Raw genomic sequence first — 17,655 nt, 5'->3', positions numbered from 1 at the left:
GCGCCGGGCGCGGGCGCGCCGCGGCCCTGGAGCGTAGCCAGCCGCCGCGGCGGCCGCGAAGCGGACGCCGCGGCGGGCGGAGCTAGTCGAGGTGAGCCGGCGCCGGCCGGCCCCCCTCGTGCGCGACCGCGGCGCGCGCCGCGGCGTTATGGTGCCCCGCGTGCCCCGCCGCGACGATCCCGTCGCCCGCCGGAGCGACGCCGCCCTCCCCCGCCCCGCCAGGCGCGCCCTGGTCGTCGCTGCCCCGCATGAAGGGCAGGACCCGCTTGAGCCACATCGAGACGTCGTCGAACAGCGAGTAGGCCACCGGGGTCGCGAGCAGCGTCAGGAGGAGCGCCAGCGTCTGCCCGCCGATGATCACGAACCCGGTCGCGCGGTTCGTCCCCGAGCCCGCGCCGCTCGAGGCGACGAGCGGGATCATGCCGGCCACGAAGGCGAGCGTGGTCATGAGGATCGGCCGGAGCCTGTCGCGGTTCGCCTCCAGGATGGCCTGCGCCCGCGGCAGGCCGTGCTCGCGCAGCTTGATGGTGTGATCGATCTGGAGGATCGAGTTCTTCTTCACGACGCCGAACAGCACGACGATGCCCAGCAGCGAGAAGATGTTGAGCGACTGGCGGAAGATGATGACCGCCAGGAACGCGAACGGCACCGTCAGCGGCAGCGACAGGAGGATCGTGATCGGGTGCAGCCACGACTCGAACTGCGCCGCGAGCACGAGGTACATGAAGACCAGCGAGAGGAGGAGGGCGACCAGGAAGCTCTTCATCATCTTGACGAGCTCCTTCGACGCGCCGACCGGGCCGGCGGAGTAGCCGGAGGCGAGGTTCAGCTGCGCCGTGGCCTTGTCGAGCTCCTGGACGACGGTCTGCTGCGAGTAGCCCGCCTCGAGGTTGGCCGTGAGCATGACCTGCCGCTGGCGGTTGTACCGCTCGATGCGCGACGGGCCCGTCCCCTCGGCGAACGTCACCACGTTGTCGAGCGTGACCGCGCCGAGCTTGGTCGACGGCACCGTGATCTTCGCGAGGCCCTCCTTGTCCGAGCGGAAGCTCGGCAGCGCGCGCGCGCGCACCTCGTACTGCTCCCCGCCCTCGTTGTAGGTCGACACCTTGTACCCGCCCACGAGCAGGCGCAGGGTGCTGGCCACGTCGCCGACCTGCACGCCGAGATCGGCGGCCTTCTTGCGATCGATGAGCACCCGGATCTCCGGCTTGCCGACGAGCAGCGACGTGTCCGGGTCGACGACGCCCGGCATCGCCTTGAGCTTCTCGAGCAGCGCGTCGGAGTACTGGCCGATCCGCTGGAGGTCGGGGCCCTGGACCTGGTAGGCGATCTGGGCGCTCTGGCCGCCGGAGAACGCGGGCACGACGCCGATGCTCGCCCGGAGCTTCTCCGCGTCGAACTTCGGCTTGAGCTCGCGCCGGGCGCGATCGATGAGGTCCTGCTGCGACAGGTCGCGCTCGCCCGCCGGCTTGAGCTTCACGTAGATGCTGGCGAGGTTCGGCGTCTTCTGCGCGTCGTCGCCGATCGTCGTCAGCGTGTAGAGCACGCCCGGGAGCTTCTCGAGATCCGACGCGAGCCGCGTGGCGATGACGCGCGTCCCGTCGAGGCTCACGCCCTCGGGCGCGCGCAGGACGACCTGGAACTGCGACTCGTCCTCGACCGGGAGGAAGTTGAACTTCGCGAGGCCGCCCAGCACCGGGATCGAGACCAGCGCCAGGAACGAGGCGAGCACGATCACCCAGCGGTGCGCCATCGACCAGCGGAGGAGCCCCATGTACGTGCGCTCGATCGGGCCGTAGAAGCGAGACTCCTTGGAGCTGTGGGCGTCGTTCTTCGCCGGCTTCTTCAGCCACCGCGCCGACAGCATCGGCGTCAGGGTGAAGCTCACGATCAGCGAGACCAGGATCGAGAACGCCATGGTGAGGCCGAACGAGTTCAGGAAGCGGCCGACGATGCCGCTCATGAACGCGACCGGGAGGAACACCGCGATCAGCGAGAGCGTCGTCGCGAGCACGGCGGGGCCGATCTCCCGCGTGCCCTGGAGCGCCGCCTCCCACGGGCTCACGCCCTTCTCCTCGATCCAGCGATAGCAGTTCTCGAGGACGACGATGGCGTCGTCGATCACGATGCCGACCGCCAGGGTCAGCGCGAGGAGCGTGATCCCGTTGAGCGTGAAGCCCGCCACCTTCATCAGGGCGAAGGTGGAGATGATGCTCGTCGGGATGGCGATCGCGGAGATGAGCGTGCTGCGCGCGTTCGCGAGGAAGAGCGCGACGATGATCGCGGCGAGCAGCGCGCCGAGCACGAGGTGCTCCTTCACCGCGTTGACCGAGTTCTTGATGAACTCCGACTGATCGCGCGCGACGACGATCTCGTAGCCCGGGGGGAGGCGCTTCTCGACCTCGCTGATCCTCGCCTTGAGCCCGTCGATGACCTCGACGGTGTTCGTCCCGCTCTGCTTGCGGATGCTGAGGAGCACGGCGGGGTTGAGGCCGCGGAAGCCAGCCGACTCCTGCTCTGCCATGCCGTCCTGGACATCCGCGACGTCGCCGAGCCGGACGGAGTAGCCGTCGCGGTTCGCGAGCACGATGTCCTCCATCTGCGCGACCGACTGCACGCGGCCGCGCGTCCGGAGGGTGAGCGCCCTGCCGCCTTGCTCGATGCGCCCGGCCGGGATCTCCACGTTCTGGCTCGCCAGCGCCTGGGCCACGATGCCGCCCGTCAGCGAGTACTTCTCGAGCTTCTCCGGATCGATCCAGATGTTGATCTGGCGGTTCCGGCCGCCGATGACCAGCACCTGGCCGACGCCGGCGAGCGACTCCAGCTCGCGCCGCAGCGTCTTGTCGGCGAACTCGGTCACCTCGCGGACGTCCGACTTCTGGGACGAGACGGCGAGCGTGAGGATCGGGGCGGCGTCCGGGTCCAGCTTGCCCACCATCGGCGGCTCGATGCCCTCCGGGAGCTCCGCGAGGACGCTCTCGACCTTGTCGCGCACCTCCTGCGTGGCGACGTCGACGTCCTTCTCGAGCTGGAAGGAGATCATGACCTGGCTCAGCCCCTCGACCGAGACCGAGCGGAGCTCGTCGATGCCGCTGATGGTGTTGACCGCGGACTCCAGCTTGTCGGAGATCTCGGTCTCCACCTCCTCGGGCGCGGCGCCGGGGAGGATCGTCGTCACGACGACGAACGGGAACTCGACCTTGGGGAAACGATCCACGCCGAGGCCGAAGTACGAGAACGCCCCGAGCACCGTGAGGAGCAGGACGATCACCGTGGCCAACACCGGCCTACGGATGCAGATTGCCGCGAGCCATTGCATGGTCGCTACCTTTCTTCAGTGATGAGACGCCGGTGCGCAGGGCTCACTGCGCCGCCGCGACCTCGATGCCGTCCGCCAGCTCGCCCACCTTGTCGATCGCGACCTCGTCGCCCTCGGCGACGGAGCCAATGACCTCGATGAGCCCGTCGACCTTGCGGCCGGTCTTCACCAGCCGCTCCGTCACGCGATCGCCCGAACGCACGAACACGCGCGCGCTCGTCCCGGAGGTGCCGATCGCCGCCTCGGGCACGAGGAGCGACGTTCTTGACTCGCCGGTCAGCGTCATCTGACCCTGCGCGAAGAAGCCGGGGCGGAGCTTCCCCTCGCTGTTGTCGAACTCGGCCTCGACGGGCAGCGTGCGCGAGGACTCCTTGAGGCTCGCGCCGATACGCTTCACGACGCCCGGCAACAGGCGACCGGGGAAGGCGGCGACCGAGACGCTGACGGGCTTGCCCACCTCGATGTGCGCGATGTCCCCCTCGGGCACGTCGATGCGGAGCCGCAGCGGGTTGTCGCGGACCACGACCGCGACGACGCGGCCCGGGCTCGCGAACTCGCCGACGCTGATCCGCTTCTCGGAGACGGCGCCGTCGAACGGCGCCCGCACCGTCGTGTCGGAGACCGACTTCGAGGCGAGCCCCGCCTGCGCCTGCGCGGACGTGAGCGAGGCGACCGTCGCGCGGATGCCGTTGACCGCGGCCTCGTACTGCGCGCTCGCGTTCTGGGCCTGCGTGCGCGCCGTGTCCCAGGTCGACTGGGCGACGGCGCCCTGGTCGTAGAGCTGCTTCACGCGCTCCGCCTCGGACTTCGCGAGCTCCATGCTCTGCTTCGCGGCCCGGACCTCCGGCACCTGGTCGGGATCGATCCCCTTCGGCGACGCCCCCTCGGGCAGCGCGAGCCTGGCGCGGGCCTGCGCGACAGCGGCGGAGGCCGCCTGCGACTGGAGCGCGGCGTTGCGCGCGTCGAGCACGACGAGCGGGTCGCCCTTCTTGACCCGGGAGCCCACGTCGACCTCGACGCTGATGACCGAGCCGGCGACCTGCGTGGCCACCTCGCTGGTCTCGTCGGCGACGAGGGTGCCGCTGATGTCGAGCGTCTGCGCGAGCGGGCGCGCGGTCACCTTGCCGAAGCGCACAGCGGGCTTCTCGCGGGGCGCCGCGGTGTCGCGCGCCGGCGACGGCTGCGTGCCCGCGTCCGAACGGCGGCAGGCCGTCAGCGTGGGCGCCGCGAGCGCCGCGAGCAGCGCCGCGATGACCGCGGCGCGAGAGTGGTTCGAGACGGCGCTACGAGCGCCGAAGGCCCTTCGAGCGATACGGCGCTCGGGTCCGCAAGGAGGATGTGTCATGGGGAGTCCGCCCGGGTTTTTGCCAGCGCCTGCCGGTGCGGTCCAGGAGCAAAGCTGGCGGGCACCACAGTAGGGCGCTGACCGGCCGGTCATCAAGGGGGTCATCCTGGCAATGTCTACGTCCTCCTCGCACTTCGTGCCGCCATGCACGAGGAAAACGTGCTTCGCAATGTGCTCGGGGTTGTCTCGGCCGGCAACCGGCAATGAAACGGGAAGGTGAACGGCCGGTCATCTTCCTCGAAGACGGCCAGGAACACGGCGCCTGGCGCCCTGCGGACGCCCGCTGCGCCCTCGACGGGTCGGACGCGCGCCGCGCTGCGGAGCGGGTTTGATGCACTGTGACGGGAATACCGTCACAGAGTAATTCAGCATGAGCAAAATCGACTGCCCCCCATCGGCTGCTCCGGAGAGGGGTCCAGTCCGTGAGCCGCGGGAGGTGCCCGGGGGCGGGGCGGCGACTCAGCGCCACGGGTCAAAGGCGTCGCGGAGCGCGGGGCCCGCGAGCTCGGCGAGGAAAGGGTCGAGCGCGCAGAGCGCGTCGAGCCAGGCGACGTCGGCGGCCGCAACGGAGGGCTCCTGGGCGAGGCTCGCGAGCCGGCGGGCGCGGGTCGCGTGGGCGCGGGCGCGCGCTTCCGCATAGGGGACCATCTCCCCGACGGACATCATGAAGGCCCAGTCGCTCGATTGAAGGAGGAGGAGCTCGCGAATGGCCTGATCCAGCGCGCGGCCGGGCAGGCCGCCCGCGTCGCGGCGGCGCGAGAGCGCGTCGAGCACCGCGCGCTCGGCGTGGTGGGCGTGGCGCCAGAGGCGCGCCGCGCTCGGGCCGGTCCAGAACGCGCCGTACCCGCCTTCGCCCCACGTGGAGGCGGCGGGCTCGACGACCGCCGCGGGCGGGTGGCGCTCGAGGTACGCGCCGAGCGCGATCGGGACAGCGCGCTCCGAGGCCGCGAGGCGCCGCAGGGCGTGCTCGAGGAACTCGGGACCTTCGAGCCACCAGTGGCCGAAGAGCTCGGCGTCGTACGGCGCGACGAGGATGGGCGGGGCCGGCGCCCCGTGGATCGAGGCGAGCGCGGCCTCGCGGCGGGCCACGAACGCCGCGGCGTGCGCGCGCGCCTGCGCGGACGCGCGGGCCGGGTCGTAAGGCGCCTTGTCGGGGCCGGGCCCGGTCACGCGGTGGAGCTTGAGGCCGGTCATGAGCCGGACGCCGTCGGGGCCGATCTCGCCGTCGAGCTCGCGCTCGGGCAGCTCGAGCCCGACGTCGCGGTGGAACTCGCGGTAGGCCGGGTGTCCCGGGTAGCCGGCGTCGCGCGACCAGACCTCCCGGGCGCTGTCGCGATCGCGCCCGAAGCACGCGACGCCGGAAGGCGAGAGGACGGGGACGGCGGCGCCCGCGGGGGCGGGCGGCGCGGCGAGCGTGAGGGCGTGGGCGTCGAGCACGGTGAAGCGCACGCCGGCCGCCGCGAGATCGGCGTCGAGGGGCGGCGCGTAGGCGCACTCGGGCAGCCAGAGGCCGCGAGGCGCCGGCGCGCCGGTGAGGGCCGCGAAGGCGCGGCGGCCGAGCCGGAGCTGCGCCCGGATCGACGCGGGCGTGGGGAGCAGGCCGGGCAGGTAGGCGTGCGTCGCGGCCGTGGTGAGGAGCTCGATGCGCCCCGCCGCGGCGTGACGGACCAGCGCGCCCGGGACATCGCCGCCCAGCGCCTCCCAGGCGCGCGCCGCGTCGGCGAGCCGCGCGCGGTAGAGCGCGGCCGCCGGCGCGAAGCCGCTCCCGGCGAAGCGGGCCTCGACCCGGGCGGCGAGCGCGGTGAGCCGGCGGAGGTGATCCTCGAAGCGACGGAGGAGCAGCTCGTCGCGCAGCATCGCGAGGAGCGGCGGCGAGACGGAGAGGGTCAGCGGGGCGGCGACGCGATCGGCGGCGAGGCGATCGAGGACCCCGAGCAAGGGGAGGTAGCACTCCCAGAGGGCCTCGAAGAGCCAGCGCTCCTCCAGCGAGCGGGCGTGCTCGGGGTGGCGCACGTACGGCAGGTGGGCATGGAGGACGAGGGCGACGTAGCCCGTCATGGATCGCTGGGCGGCGGGAGACCGCCGGCAGGCCCCGGGTGTGGCACGGACACGCCGGCGCGAGAAGCGCGGGGCGGCCTGGACGTCGGAGCGCCCGGGATCGCCCGTGCGCCTCCGGCCTCCGTGCGCCTCAGCGGTCCTTGAGCTCCGCCCCGAGATCCGCGCCGAGGCGCGCGGCCTCGCGCGCGTCGCCGGGCCACGCCACGCGTCGCTCTGCCTTCCGCAGCCGGGTGCCGTCGGGCTCGGCGAGGAGCGCCCGCAGCCAGAGCGCGCCGCCGTCCCGCACCGCGTACGCGGCCACCGGCGTCCGGCAGCTGCCCTCCACCGCGGCCATCACGGCGCGCTCCGCGGTGACGCAGGTCGTCGCCTCGGCGTCCGCGAGCGCCGAGAGGACGTCGCGCACGCTCTCGTCGTCTGTCCGGCACTCGATGCCGAGCGCCCCCTGGCCGATCGCCGGCAGCGACACCTCGGGGGACAGGACCTCCGTGGCGCGATCCGCGAGGCCGAGCCGCTTCAGGCCGGCGAGCGCCAGCACGATCGCGTCGAACGCCCCGTCGGAGACCTTGCGCAGCCGGGTGTCGACGTTGCCGCGGACCGGCTCGATCACGAGGTCCGGACGCGCCTCGCGCAGCGCGACGGCGCGGCGGAGGCTCGAGGTCCCGACCCGGGCGCCCGCCGGCAGATCGGCGAGCGGCGCGCCGCTCCGGGTGACGAGCGCGTCGCGGGGATCCTCCCGCGCGGGGATGCACGCGAGGCACAGCGCCGGGGCGATCTCGGCGGGGACGTCCTTGATCGAGTGGACCGCGAAGTCGGCGCGCCGATCCAGGAGCGCCTCCTCGAGCTCCTTGATGAACAGCCCCTTGCCGCCGATGTCCTGGAGCGAGCGATCCTGCGTCCTGTCGCCCGAGGTCACCACCTCGAGCTCGCGGAGGGAGAGATCGGGCACCGCCGCCTCGAGGGAACGGGCGAAGGCGCGGGACTGGGCGAGGGCGAGCGCCGAGCGGCGCGTGGCGAGGGTGAAATCCATGGCGGTCACGCTCCCTTTAGCCCAGCTGCCCGCACGGCCGCGGCCGGATTTGCGACGGCCATGACGCCGGCCTCACCGGGCTGGGGGCGCGCGCCAGGCTGCCGGGCATAGAGGCCGTCATCCGCCGGCCGGGGCGAGGCGCCGCCGCGCTCGCCGGAGGCGGGCGGCTCCGCCCCGCGGGCCGAGACCGGCGTGCGAAGGCTGTCCGGGGTTTCGCGCAGCTCCCCCTCGACGAGCGCCCGGGCGACGCCGCTTTCGGCCGGCGCGTCGTCGATGGCGAACAGCTCCCGGAGCGAGTCGACGTGCTCGGCGACGCGGGGGTCGCCGGCCATCGCGCGGAGGCGGGTGGTGGGCACGTGGAGCAGCTTGTTCGTGGCGGCGTCGATCATCAGCGCGAGCGCCTGGCGCTCGGCCGGGCCGAGGTGCCGGAGCTTGCCGGCGAGGCTGCGCTCGACCTCGCCCGCCAGGACGGCGCGCGTGCGGGCCCGCAGGCCCACGATCGTGGGCGTCAGGGCGCGCTCGAGCGTCCACGCCTCGAACGCCTGCGCCTCGTCCATGACGATGGCCTCGGCCCGCGACGCCTCGACGGCGCGCCCCTCGACGGACTGCGCCACGATCTGCGAGAGGTCGTCGACGTCGTACAGGTAGACGTTGTCGAGCTTGTTGACGGCGGGGTCGATGTCGCGCGGGACCGCGATGTCGATGAGGAACAGGCTCCTGCCCCTCCTGGCCTTGCGGGCGCGGCGGACCAGGTCGAGGGTGACCACGTAGCTCGGGCTCGAGGTCGACGAGACGACGATGTCGGCCTCGACGACGGCGCGCTCGAGATCGGCCCAGGGGCGGGGCTCGCCGCCCACCTCGCGGGCGAGCGCGGCGGCGCGCTCCGGGCTCCTGTTGACGACGACGAGGCGAGCGCCGGCGCGGACGAGGAGCTTCGAGGCGGCCTCGGCCATCTCGCCGGCGCCGATGAGCAGCGCCGTGTGGCCGGCGAGATCCGTGAAGATCTGGCGGGCGAGATCGATGGCGACGCTGGAGACCGAGACCTGGCCCGCGCCGATCGCCGTCTCCGTGCGCACGCGCTTGCCGACCTTGATCGCGCGGTGGGCGGCGCGGCCGAGCCTGGCGCCGAGGGTCTTCGCCCCGCGGGCGACCTCGATGGCGTCCTTCATCTGCCCGAGGATCTGCGGCTCGCCGACGACCATCGAGTCGAGCGAGGCGGCGACGCGGAAGAGGTGGAGGACGGCCTCGCTGCCGACGCAGCCGGCCAGGTGGCCCCGGACGGCGTCCCCGCCGATGCCGACGAGGACCGAGGTGGCGGCCCGCAGCGCCTCGTTGTCGACCGAGGCCTCGTCCTCGGACGGCGGCGCCGCGCTCCCGGGGCGGGTGAGCCCCGGCGACATCTGCCGCGACGAGGCGTAGACCTCGACGCGGTTGCAGGTGGAGAGCACGAACGCCTCCCCGATGGCGGGGTGGCCGGTCAGGCGCGCGAGCACCTCGGGGAGCTGGTTGCGCCCGATCGCGAGCCGCTCGCGCACCTCGATGGGCGCGGTCTTGTGGGAGAGCCCGACGAAGATCACCTGCGCTAGCCTCCGAGCCCCACGGCGGGACGGACGAGATAGATGACGAGCACCGCCGCGGCGCAGGCGAGCCCCGCGATGGTGCCGTACGCCGCGCGCCGGCCGCGCCAGCCCGCGGCGGCGCGCAGGAGCAGCACGAGCGCGATGAGGAGCCAGGTGGCGTAGCCGAAGATGGCGCGCATCACCTCCTCGGTGTTGCCCATCTCGAGCCGGTGCGCCCAGTAAGTCCCCGTGATGATGCCGAGCGTCAGCAAGGGGAAGCCGGCGCTCAGGAAGCGGTGGACGGCGCGGTCGAGGGTGTCGAGCGGCGGGAGGCTGCCCATGCGCTCGACGTGCCGCTTCTGCTTGAGCCGCTTCTCCTGCACGAGATAGAGCGCGGCGGAGGCGCCGGCGAGGAGGAAGAGCGCGATGCCGAGCAGGTTCGCCATCACGTGGGCCGCGATGAACAGCGGGCTGAGCTTCGGCTCCGCGTGCGGCTTCCCGAGGAAGAAGGTGCCGAGCAGGAAGGCGAGCCCGAGCGGCCCGATGAGGAGCCCGAGCGCGTCGATGCGGAAGCGGCGGCGGGCGACGAGGTAGACGCCGATCGCGAAGAGGGACGCGACCGAGAGCATGAAGTGCATCGAGTGGACCGGGCAGACGCGCGCGACGAAGCTGGCGAGCGTGACGTAGGTCGCGTGCCCGAGGGCGCCCAGGCCGAGCAGCAGGGGCGCGTGGCGCGAGGCCGGCGCGGCCGCGGAGCTCGGCCGCGCGGCGGGGTCGTGGTGGTGGTGGTGGTGGTGCGGCCCGGCGCCGAACCCCGCGAAGTCGGCCGCGGAGGGGAGCCGCGTGCGGTTGCGGGCGACGTCGAGGAAGAAGAGAGCGCTGGCGGCGCCGTAGAACAGCAGCGCGAGCACAAAGCTGATCCCGGAGAGGGCCTCGGGCATGGCCCCCGTTATAGCCTGCCTCACCGGGGATGGCCCGCCGGCCGCAGAGGCGGAGGCGTACTCTCGTAAGAAACGGCCCGACAGAGCAGAAGAGCCGAGCCCAACGCCCGGTAGCCCCCCGACCGGCGGCGCGTCGCTTCCGCCGGTGCCGCTCCGGGGAGGGGCACCGGCGCGGCGCGGGGCCGCTACATCTCGCTCGTCAGGAACGCGGCGAGGAGCTCCTCGTCGCTGGTCAGGCTGCTGTTGGTCGCGGTCGCCGCCGTCGCGGCCTTGCGGTGCTCGGCGAACGTGCCCACCGGCGCGCCGATGAACCCCGGGACCACGTCGTAGGCGTTGTCGCCGATGATCATGGAGCCCTCGAGGATCTCTGCCCCGAGCTCCCGCAGGAAGGCGCGCGTCTTGACCCTGCCGAGGACCTCGTGGATGTCCGCCGAGCCCGTCACCTCGCGGAGCACGCGGATCGCCTCGATGATCTTGTAGCGGCGGCCCTCGGTCTTGATCAGAAGCTCGTCGTTGTTCAGATCGACGCGGTCGCTCGCGATCCACTCGTCGAGCGCGGCCTGCGGAAAGAACACGCGGTTCTTCATTGCGCTCAGTCTACTCAAAAACAGGCCCGAGCGGTTGGGCCGCGTCGGCAGGCCGCGCGCGGGGAGGATCCGGGGCAGGCCCGCTTCAGGCCGGCGGGGGTACCCGGGGCGGAGGCACCGAGTCCCGCGGCAGGCCGCGCAGGCGCGCCGGCAAGTGCCAGAGCGACTCGAAGATCCCGAGCAGCACGTAGAAGCCGAGCAGCCACACGAGCACGAACGCCGGCTGCAGCTGCGTCGAGATCACCGCGCTCGACCCGACCGCAAAGGCGACGAAGAGCACCGTCCGGACGTTGAGCTTGAGATCCTTGAAAGAGCGGAACCGGATCGTCGAGACCATCAGCAGCGACAGGATCGTCGTGGTCACGAGGATCGCCGACGCGTAGCGCTCGCCGCCGATCGCGCCGGCGGCGGCGTGGTTCGCGACGACGATCGAGACAAGGATCCCGGCGGCGCCGGGGATCGGCAGGCCGACGATGTACTTCGAGGGCTTCGTGGGCTTGCCCGCCTCCCCCATCGAGAGGACGTTGAAGCGAGCCAGCCGGACCGCGCCGCAGGCCGTGAAGATGAACGACACGAGCAGCCCCGCGAGGTCGAAGCGGTGCAGCGTCCACTGGTAAACGAGGATCGACGGCGCCACGCCGAACGAGACGACATCGGCCAGCGAGTCGATCTGAAGGCCGAAGGCACTCTGGGTCTTCGTCATCCGCGCGACACGCCCGTCGAGGGTGTCGAAGAACATCGCGAAGACGATCAGCAGCGCGGCGCGGTAGAAGTCATCCTCCGACTGCGCCGTCGCCGAGCGCCGGATCGAGTCGAACCCGCAGAATATCGATGAGAGCGTGATCAGGTTCGGAAGCAGGAACAGCGTCTTCCTGAGCTCGAACCGCCGTCGCTTCCGGATCATGCCGCCTCCCTTTCAGGCAGGCAGGCTATCGCCGTGGCGACCACGAACGCAAGCGCCGCGGCATAGGCGGGAGCCGCTGAAAGGTTACCGCGAGCTCGGATCCGGGATTGTTTCATCGCACCATCTGCTTCGTTTCACGCCTCGCTTCGATCGCTCAGCCGCTCAGTCGCTCAGCGGTGATCATCGCCCCGACCGCTCCGCGGGCCCGTCCTCTGCTCGACCGCGCACGGCGGCTGATCACCCGACCTCTCAGCGGTCGAAGCGCGCCGTGGCAGGCTCGTTCCATACCGCCTCCGGCACCTTGGCGCCCGGATCGAAGCGGCACGCCATCGGGCGGAGCTCGACGGCCGCGCCGCTCGGCGAGGAAGGGCCCGCCGCGACCCGGAACAACCAGGACTGCGCGAGATCGGCCGGGACGATCGCGGAGAGAGGAGCCCGCCCGATCGATCTCGCCTCCCAGCCTGCCACGCACGGCGCGGCAGGCGTGCCGTGGAGCACGACAGAGGAGGTCAGGAGCACCATCGCGTCGGGCGCGCCGGAGGGGCCGGCGGCGTCGGTGACGAGCACAGGGTGGCGCGTTCCAGGAAACAAGGCCTCGCTGCCGAGAGAGAGGGGCGCCTCGTGGCGCGCGGTCGCAGCGCGCTCGGCAGCAGAACAGGGGCGCGGCGCGTCGCCGAGGTCGAACGGCGTCGGCAACGGCTGCGCCGGGCCGAGCGTGCCGTCCGCACGGAACGGCTGGAAGAGCGCCCATGCGGCCGCGTGCCCAGGATCGGCGACGAGCGTCGTGACGCCGATCGATTTGCCAGCGTAGGTCCAGTCGGTGTGCACGAGCCGATCGCGGCCCGCCGGAGGCGCGATCGTCACGGCCTCGATCGCCCACGCGGCGCCGGGATCCGGGGAGGTGGACGGCGCCGGGGCCGGGCGGTGGGCGAGCAGCATCGCGGTCACCGGGCCGTTCGACGCCTGCCGGACCATCCCCACGCCGACAGGGTGGCCCTCCGCGAGGACGGCGTCGGCGCGCACGTCGAGGCTGCCGCGGAGGCCCGACGCAGGCCAGGAAGGGAAATCGAAGCGCTGCAGCTTCCCCGAGGGCTCGTAGAAGAACGTGAGCGCCGAGTGCGCGCTGCCGGAGTGCGGGCGGAGGAAGAGCCCGCGCAGCGACACGGACAGGAGCGCGGGATCGAAGAAGTCCTCGGGGGGCGGCGCGGGCGCGCGGCGGCCGGCGGCTGGCGCGCCGGGCTGAGGGCGCGCGGCGGCCGGCGGCGGCTGGCGCGCGGCGTCCGGGACGACCTTCACGTCGCCGAGCTCGAACGGGCCGGCGTCGGGGATCGCGCCGCGACCCGAGGTGCCCTCGATCCAGTTCTCCCACGCGACCTCGACGTTGCGCATCGGCGCGCCCAGCTTCGCCGCGCCGCCGGGGAGCCGCACGCGGGCCGCTGCATAGCCCTCCATCTGGGCCGTGACGTTGGTCGCCACCCGCGCCCTGCCGGCCCCCGCCGGGACCGCGGGCAACAGCGAGCGCGTGACGACGCGCGCCTCGCCGGCGCCCGACTCGGGGAGCATCGCGGAGACGACGTCGACGGCGCCGCTCGGGGCGCGCGTGAGCAGCGACCAGACCGACCGGCCGCGCAGGAGCTCGTCGCCGTCGGGCAGGCCGAGGCCGCTCGAGTCGACGTGCTCGACGCGCGTCCACTTCGAGGACGGCAGCGTCTCGCAGACGATCGGCGTGCGCACGGCGGGCTGAGCGCGCGGCGCGGGATCCGGCGCGCGCGGCGGCGCGCCCTCGGCCTGGCCGCCCCAGCCGACGCGGGTCGCCACGTCGCCGAAGAGGCAGCCGCTCCCGCCGCACGCGACCGCGACCGGGGCCTGCGAGAGCTCGCGCGAGAGCGCCGGCATCTCCGGGAGCTCCGCCCAGCTCACGCCGCCGTCGAGCGACTCCCAGAGCACCGCGACGTCCTCGCCGCCGGCGCGCGGCGCGCGCGACGCGAGCGCGACGACGCGCCGCCCGAAGCCGGCCAGCGCCGCGCTCTCGGCCGGCGGAGCCGCCACCGTGAGCACCCGGCCGTCCTCGTCGGCGGTCAGGTACGTGAGCGAGCCGCGCTCCGAGAGCAGCAGGCCCACGGCGCCGTCGTCCGCGGGGCGGAGCGCGCTCTCCTCGACGATCTCGAACCCCCCGGACGGCGAGCCGTCACCCGGCCCGCCCTCGCCCTCCTCGTCCTCGTCCTCGGCGCCGTCGGGGCGCGGCGCGGGCGGGGCCGCGGCGTTCGCGTCGAGCGACCGCGGCGCGAAGGTCTCGCCGCCGTCGTGCGAGACGAACAGCGCGAGGCGCTCGTCCTTGCCGCGGTAGCCGACGAAGTAGGCGGAGCGACCGTCCGCCGAGAACGCGGGCAGCGCGGCGGGGGCGCTGAGCGTCGGGGCCGCCGTGAGGGCGACCGCCGCGCGCGCGGTGTCCTCGGCGCCGTCCTGGGTCAGGAGCAGCGGCGCGGTCGGCTTGCAGCTGCCGGCGCCGTCGCTCGGCTTGCAGACGCCGGTCAGGAGCGCCGCGCCCTCGGGAGCCACAGCGACGCCGACCTGGTCGATGTCCGGCGTCTCCAGCGTGGCCGCGGGCGACCACGTGCCGCCGCCGTCCGCGCTGCGGAGCACCCGCGCCGCGATGCGGTCGCCGTCCGGCTCGGCGCAGACGGCGACGATGCGCCGGCCGCTCGCGCCGAGCTTGATGCTGCCGCACTCGCCCGTGCCCGGCAGGGGCGCCTCCTTGAGCGGGCCCTCGATGGGGCCGCTCGCGAAGAGCCACGGCGCGCCGGCGTCGTCCGGGCGGACCGCCTCGACGTAACGATCGCCGGCCATCGCCGCCCGGCCGAGCCACACGGCGCCAGCGGAAGGGGAGCGCGGGGCCGCGACGGCGAGCTCGACGTCGGCCCGCGGGAGCGTCGCCCCGCTGCGCGAGAACGCCGGCGCGCGCCGCGGATCCCAGGTCGCCGACGCGAGGAGGCCCTCGGCCAGGAGCTCGCCGCCGAGGACGCCGACCCGCGAGAGGCCCATCGCCGGGAGCGGCGCCCGCGCCCAGGTCGCCCCGCCGTCCTCGCTCGCGAAGAGCGCCTCCGGCAGCGCGAGCGCGAGCGCGCGGCCCCCCTCGGCCATGGCGACGCCGAAGGCGCGCGGCGGCGGAGGCCCGCCCTGCCCCGCGGCGCCGTCGAGCGGGACCGGCTTCCAGCCGAGGTCCTCGCGCCACCGGAGCACGCCGCCGCCCCGGGTCACCCCGAGCAGCGCGCCGGAAGCGCCCGCGACCTGCGCGAGCGGCTCGGGCGGCGAGAGCGTCCGCGTGAACTGGCCGAGCGGCGAGGAGGCCTCGTAGAGCGCCCCGCTGGCGCCGACGAACATCCAGGAGGCCGGCGAGCGCCGCACGATCGCGGTGAGCTCCTCGGGCGCGGGCGAGGCGCTCGTCCTGCCCTGGCCCGCGCAGCGCGCGGCCGGCGCGGCGCTCGAGGACGCCGCCGGGGCCTCGGGATCGGGCGTGACCGTCCAGCGCTGGCCGCCCTGGGCCACGACGACGCAGCCGGCGCCGACGAAAGGCGCCCACGCGACGGCGACCTCGGGCGCCGCGGGGTGGTAGCTCCAGCGCGCCGGCGAGGCGTAGGCAGCGCCCGCGATGTCCGCCGAGGGAGCGGAGGCCTCGGCGGGGCGGGCCGGCTGCGCCGGGGCGCCGGAGCAGCCCGCGAGCGCGCACGCCGACGCGAGCGCGACCGGCGAGCGGGTCCGCGACGGCGGCGCGGTCATTCGACCCAGCGGGCCACGAACAGGTTGGTCTCGCCGGGCTTCGCGCCGTACCGGTTCGAGGCGAAGACGACGTGCTCGCCGGTCGGCGAGAACATCGGGAAGCTGTCGAAGCCCTCGTAGAAGGTCACGCGCTCGACCGGCGGCACGCCGTCCGCCGTCGGCGGCGCCTCGGTGTCGACCAGGTACAGGTCGAAGTTCGGCATGCCCCGCGCGCCCTGCGGGGTGCTGAAATCCGAGGCGAAGACGATGCGCCGCGAGTCCTGCAGGAAGTAGGGGGCAAAGTTGGCGCGGCCGTTCCTCGTCACCGCGCGCGGGTTCTGCCCGTCGGCGCTGGCGATGAAGATCTCGAGCGCGCTGGGGCGCACGAGCCCCTTGGCGAGCAGCGCGCGGTAGTCGTCGAGCGCGGCGCCGGTCGGGCGGCTCGCGCGCCACACGAGCTTGGTCGCGTCGGGGGAGAAGAAGGCGCCGCCGTCGTAGCCGGGCGTGCTCGTGATGCGCCGGACGTCGGAGCCGTCGAGCTTCGCCGTGTAGAGCTCGATGTCCCCGTCGCGCGTGCTCGTGAACACGAGGCGCGAGCCGTCGAACGCGACGGTCGCCTCGGCGTCGTAGCCCTTGCCCTGGATGAGCGGGCGGAGATCGGAGCCGTCGAGCTTCGCCGTGTAGATGTCGAACTCGTCGAGCGGCCACACGTAGCCCTGCGAATGGTCGGGCTTCGGCGGGCACGCCTCGCCGGCGGCGTGCGTGGAGGCGAAGAGGACGCGCGCGTCCGCGGGAGCCGCGGGCGCGGGGTAGAGGAAGTACCCGCAGGTCGTCTTGCCCTGGCCGTTCGAGACCCGGCGCACGTCGCCGCTCTCCAGGTCCATGACGTACTGCTGGTCGCACTTGTTGCCGTCGCGGGTTGACTGGAACACGAGCTTCTTGCCGTCGGGCGACCAGTACGCCTCGGCGTTCTCGCCGCCGAAGGTGAGCTGCCGGAGCTCGGCGAAGTGCTTCTCGCGCGGGTCGGCGGCGACGCTCTTGCCGGCGCGGACGCGGAACGGGAGCCACTCGGGCTTCGCGGTGGTCGTCGCCTCGGGGATCTGGCCGAGGGGCTCCTTCGGCCGGGGCTCGGGGGAGGCGCAGGCGGCGAGCAGCAGGCAGGCGAGGACGGCGGACAGCCTTCGGTTCATGGCGGCGCGACTCTAGTACGAAAGCGGGGAGGCGTCGCGCGCGCAGCTACCGGCGGGAGATCACGGGCGGAAGATCGTCACCGTCGTCGGATTCGTATGGCCGCCACCGACGCAGTTGGGAAAGCTGCCGTCCGACGCCGGCGCCTGGCAGACCTCGTCGCACTCGCCGAGGACGTCGACGATGCAGCCCTCCGTGTCCACGCCCGTCCCGCCGCACACGCGGCGGATGAGCGTCGAGCCGGGCGACCTGCACGCGAACCGGACCTGCTCCGCGGCGAAGAGATCGCCGAAATAGGCGCCCTCCCGGTTCGGGAAGGCCGCGCGCTCCTCGGGATCCGAGTCAAGCGCCTTGTTCTTGCCGCGCATCGAGATGGGGAGGCTCTCGCCGAGGTAATTGATCCTGGCCAGCATGCACGCCGAGATCCAGCCCTGGCAGCGGGCGTTGCACTGCCCGTGCGCTCGGCCCCACTCGGGCGAGAGGCCGATATCCCCCTCGAACACGTGGGTCACGCCGTCGATGGTCACCTCCGCGGATTGATCCGCCGGGAGCCCGCAGCCCGCCGCGTAGGTCAAGAACTCGCGGGCCAGCGGGTCCCGCAGCGCGTTCATGACCTCGGGGCTGCTCGCGAGCGCGTCGCTCGTCAGCGGGTTGCCCGTGAGCGCCGCCGTCGCGAGCCTGTCTGTCGTGAGCGCGTTGGCCCTGAGCGCATTGGTCGTGAAGGCGTTGCGCGTGAACAGCTCTTGCGCCGCCGTATCGCTGTCTTCCCCCACGGAGTCGGCCTCACCGATACAGGCTGGCAAACAGACGCTCACCAGGCCCAGGATCGAGATCGCGAGTTCGATACGATTTCGCATAGCCCCCTCAACCCGAATGAAACATGCATCAGGGTTTTCCTCAACGGGTTTTCAGGCGGAAGCTGAAGAATCTACACCTGCGATGACGTCGTCAGGGCAGCGCCGGAGCGGTCG

General features: G+C 73.3%; 11 protein-coding genes. All 11 read right to left on the bottom strand.

Annotated elements, in window-relative coordinates; translation table 11 throughout:
- Positions 1–82 precede the first annotated feature (82 nt).
- On the bottom strand, positions 83–3,319 hold the full coding sequence (locus WME89_RS10760; protein WP_438009127.1) for an efflux RND transporter permease subunit: 3,237 nt from the start codon (positions 3,317–3,319) through the stop codon (positions 83–85).
- A 43-nt stretch (positions 3,320–3,362) separates the two neighbouring features.
- Entirely contained in the window at positions 3,363–4,664 is a 1,302-nt protein-coding gene (locus tag WME89_RS10755; protein ID WP_438009126.1) for an efflux RND transporter periplasmic adaptor subunit, read from the bottom strand.
- A 459-nt stretch (positions 4,665–5,123) separates the two neighbouring features.
- On the bottom strand, positions 5,124–6,722 hold the full coding sequence (locus WME89_RS10750; protein ID WP_438009125.1) for a glycoside hydrolase family 57 protein: 1,599 nt from the start codon (positions 6,720–6,722) through the stop codon (positions 5,124–5,126).
- 130 nt (positions 6,723–6,852) lie between these two features.
- Positions 6,853–7,749 carry a hydroxymethylbilane synthase gene (hemC, locus tag WME89_RS10745; protein ID WP_437652292.1) on the bottom strand — a complete coding sequence of 299 codons (897 nt, stop codon included), beginning with the start codon at positions 7,747–7,749 and terminating at the stop codon, positions 6,853–6,855.
- A 5-nt stretch (positions 7,750–7,754) separates the two neighbouring features.
- A complete protein-coding gene (gene hemA, locus WME89_RS10740; RefSeq protein ID WP_438009124.1) occupies positions 7,755–9,326 on the bottom strand; it encodes a glutamyl-tRNA reductase in 1,572 nt (523 codons plus the stop codon).
- 5 nt (positions 9,327–9,331) lie between these two features.
- Positions 9,332–10,249: a cytochrome C assembly family protein gene (locus WME89_RS10735; RefSeq protein ID WP_438009123.1), complete on the bottom strand. Its 918-nt coding sequence runs from the start codon at positions 10,247–10,249 to the stop codon at positions 9,332–9,334.
- Between the two features lie 185 nt (positions 10,250–10,434).
- Positions 10,435–10,836 carry a hypothetical protein gene (locus tag WME89_RS10730; RefSeq protein ID WP_436626447.1) on the bottom strand — a complete coding sequence of 134 codons (402 nt, stop codon included), beginning with the start codon at positions 10,834–10,836 and terminating at the stop codon, positions 10,435–10,437.
- A gap of 85 nt (positions 10,837–10,921) precedes the next feature.
- Positions 10,922–11,740 (bottom strand): CDP-diacylglycerol--serine O-phosphatidyltransferase, encoded by an 819-nt coding sequence (gene pssA / locus WME89_RS10725; RefSeq protein WP_438009122.1) that lies wholly within the window; start codon positions 11,738–11,740, stop codon positions 10,922–10,924.
- Positions 11,741–11,989: 249 nt separating this feature from the next.
- Positions 11,990–15,517: a hypothetical protein gene (locus WME89_RS10720; RefSeq protein ID WP_438009121.1), complete on the bottom strand. Its 3,528-nt coding sequence runs from the start codon at positions 15,515–15,517 to the stop codon at positions 11,990–11,992.
- Positions 15,514–16,686, bottom strand: a complete 1,173-nt coding sequence (locus WME89_RS10715; RefSeq protein ID WP_438009120.1) for a TolB family protein — start codon at positions 16,684–16,686, stop codon at positions 15,514–15,516. Before WME89_RS10715 ends, WME89_RS10720 begins: the two co-directional genes overlap by 4 nt.
- Positions 16,687–16,746: 60 nt before the next feature.
- On the bottom strand, positions 16,747–17,541 hold the full coding sequence (locus WME89_RS10710) for a hypothetical protein (RefSeq protein WP_438009119.1): 795 nt from the start codon (positions 17,539–17,541) through the stop codon (positions 16,747–16,749).
- Positions 17,542–17,655: the final 114 nt, after the last annotated feature.

Origin of the sequence: Sorangium sp. So ce321 (genome assembly GCF_051530195.1) — a bacterium.
Classification (GTDB): domain Bacteria; phylum Myxococcota_A; class Polyangia; order Polyangiales; family Polyangiaceae; genus Sorangium.
The sequence above is the reverse complement of the archived record's forward strand: the minus strand, read 5'-3'. Positions and strand labels throughout refer to the sequence as shown.

Coding starts and splice junctions, on each gene's coding strand:
- WME89_RS10760 (WP_438009127.1), bottom strand. CDS start 3,319: ATGCAATGGCTCGCGGCAATCTGCATCCGTAGGCCGGTGTTGGCCACG.
- WME89_RS10755 (WP_438009126.1), bottom strand. CDS start 4,664: ATGACACATCCTCCTTGCGGACCCGAGCGCCGTATCGCTCGAAGGGCC.
- WME89_RS10750 (WP_438009125.1), bottom strand. CDS start 6,722: ATGACGGGCTACGTCGCCCTCGTCCTCCATGCCCACCTGCCGTACGTG.
- hemC (WP_437652292.1), bottom strand. CDS start 7,749: ATGGATTTCACCCTCGCCACGCGCCGCTCGGCGCTCGCCCTCGCCCAG.
- WME89_RS10735 (WP_438009123.1), bottom strand. CDS start 10,249: ATGCCCGAGGCCCTCTCCGGGATCAGCTTTGTGCTCGCGCTGCTGTTC.
- WME89_RS10730 (WP_436626447.1), bottom strand. CDS start 10,836: ATGAAGAACCGCGTGTTCTTTCCGCAGGCCGCGCTCGACGAGTGGATC.
- pssA (WP_438009122.1), bottom strand. CDS start 11,740: ATGATCCGGAAGCGACGGCGGTTCGAGCTCAGGAAGACGCTGTTCCTG.
- WME89_RS10720 (WP_438009121.1), bottom strand. CDS start 15,517: ATGACCGCGCCGCCGTCGCGGACCCGCTCGCCGGTCGCGCTCGCGTCG.
- WME89_RS10715 (WP_438009120.1), bottom strand. CDS start 16,686: ATGAACCGAAGGCTGTCCGCCGTCCTCGCCTGCCTGCTGCTCGCCGCC.
- WME89_RS10710 (WP_438009119.1), bottom strand. CDS start 17,541: ATGCGAAATCGTATCGAACTCGCGATCTCGATCCTGGGCCTGGTGAGC.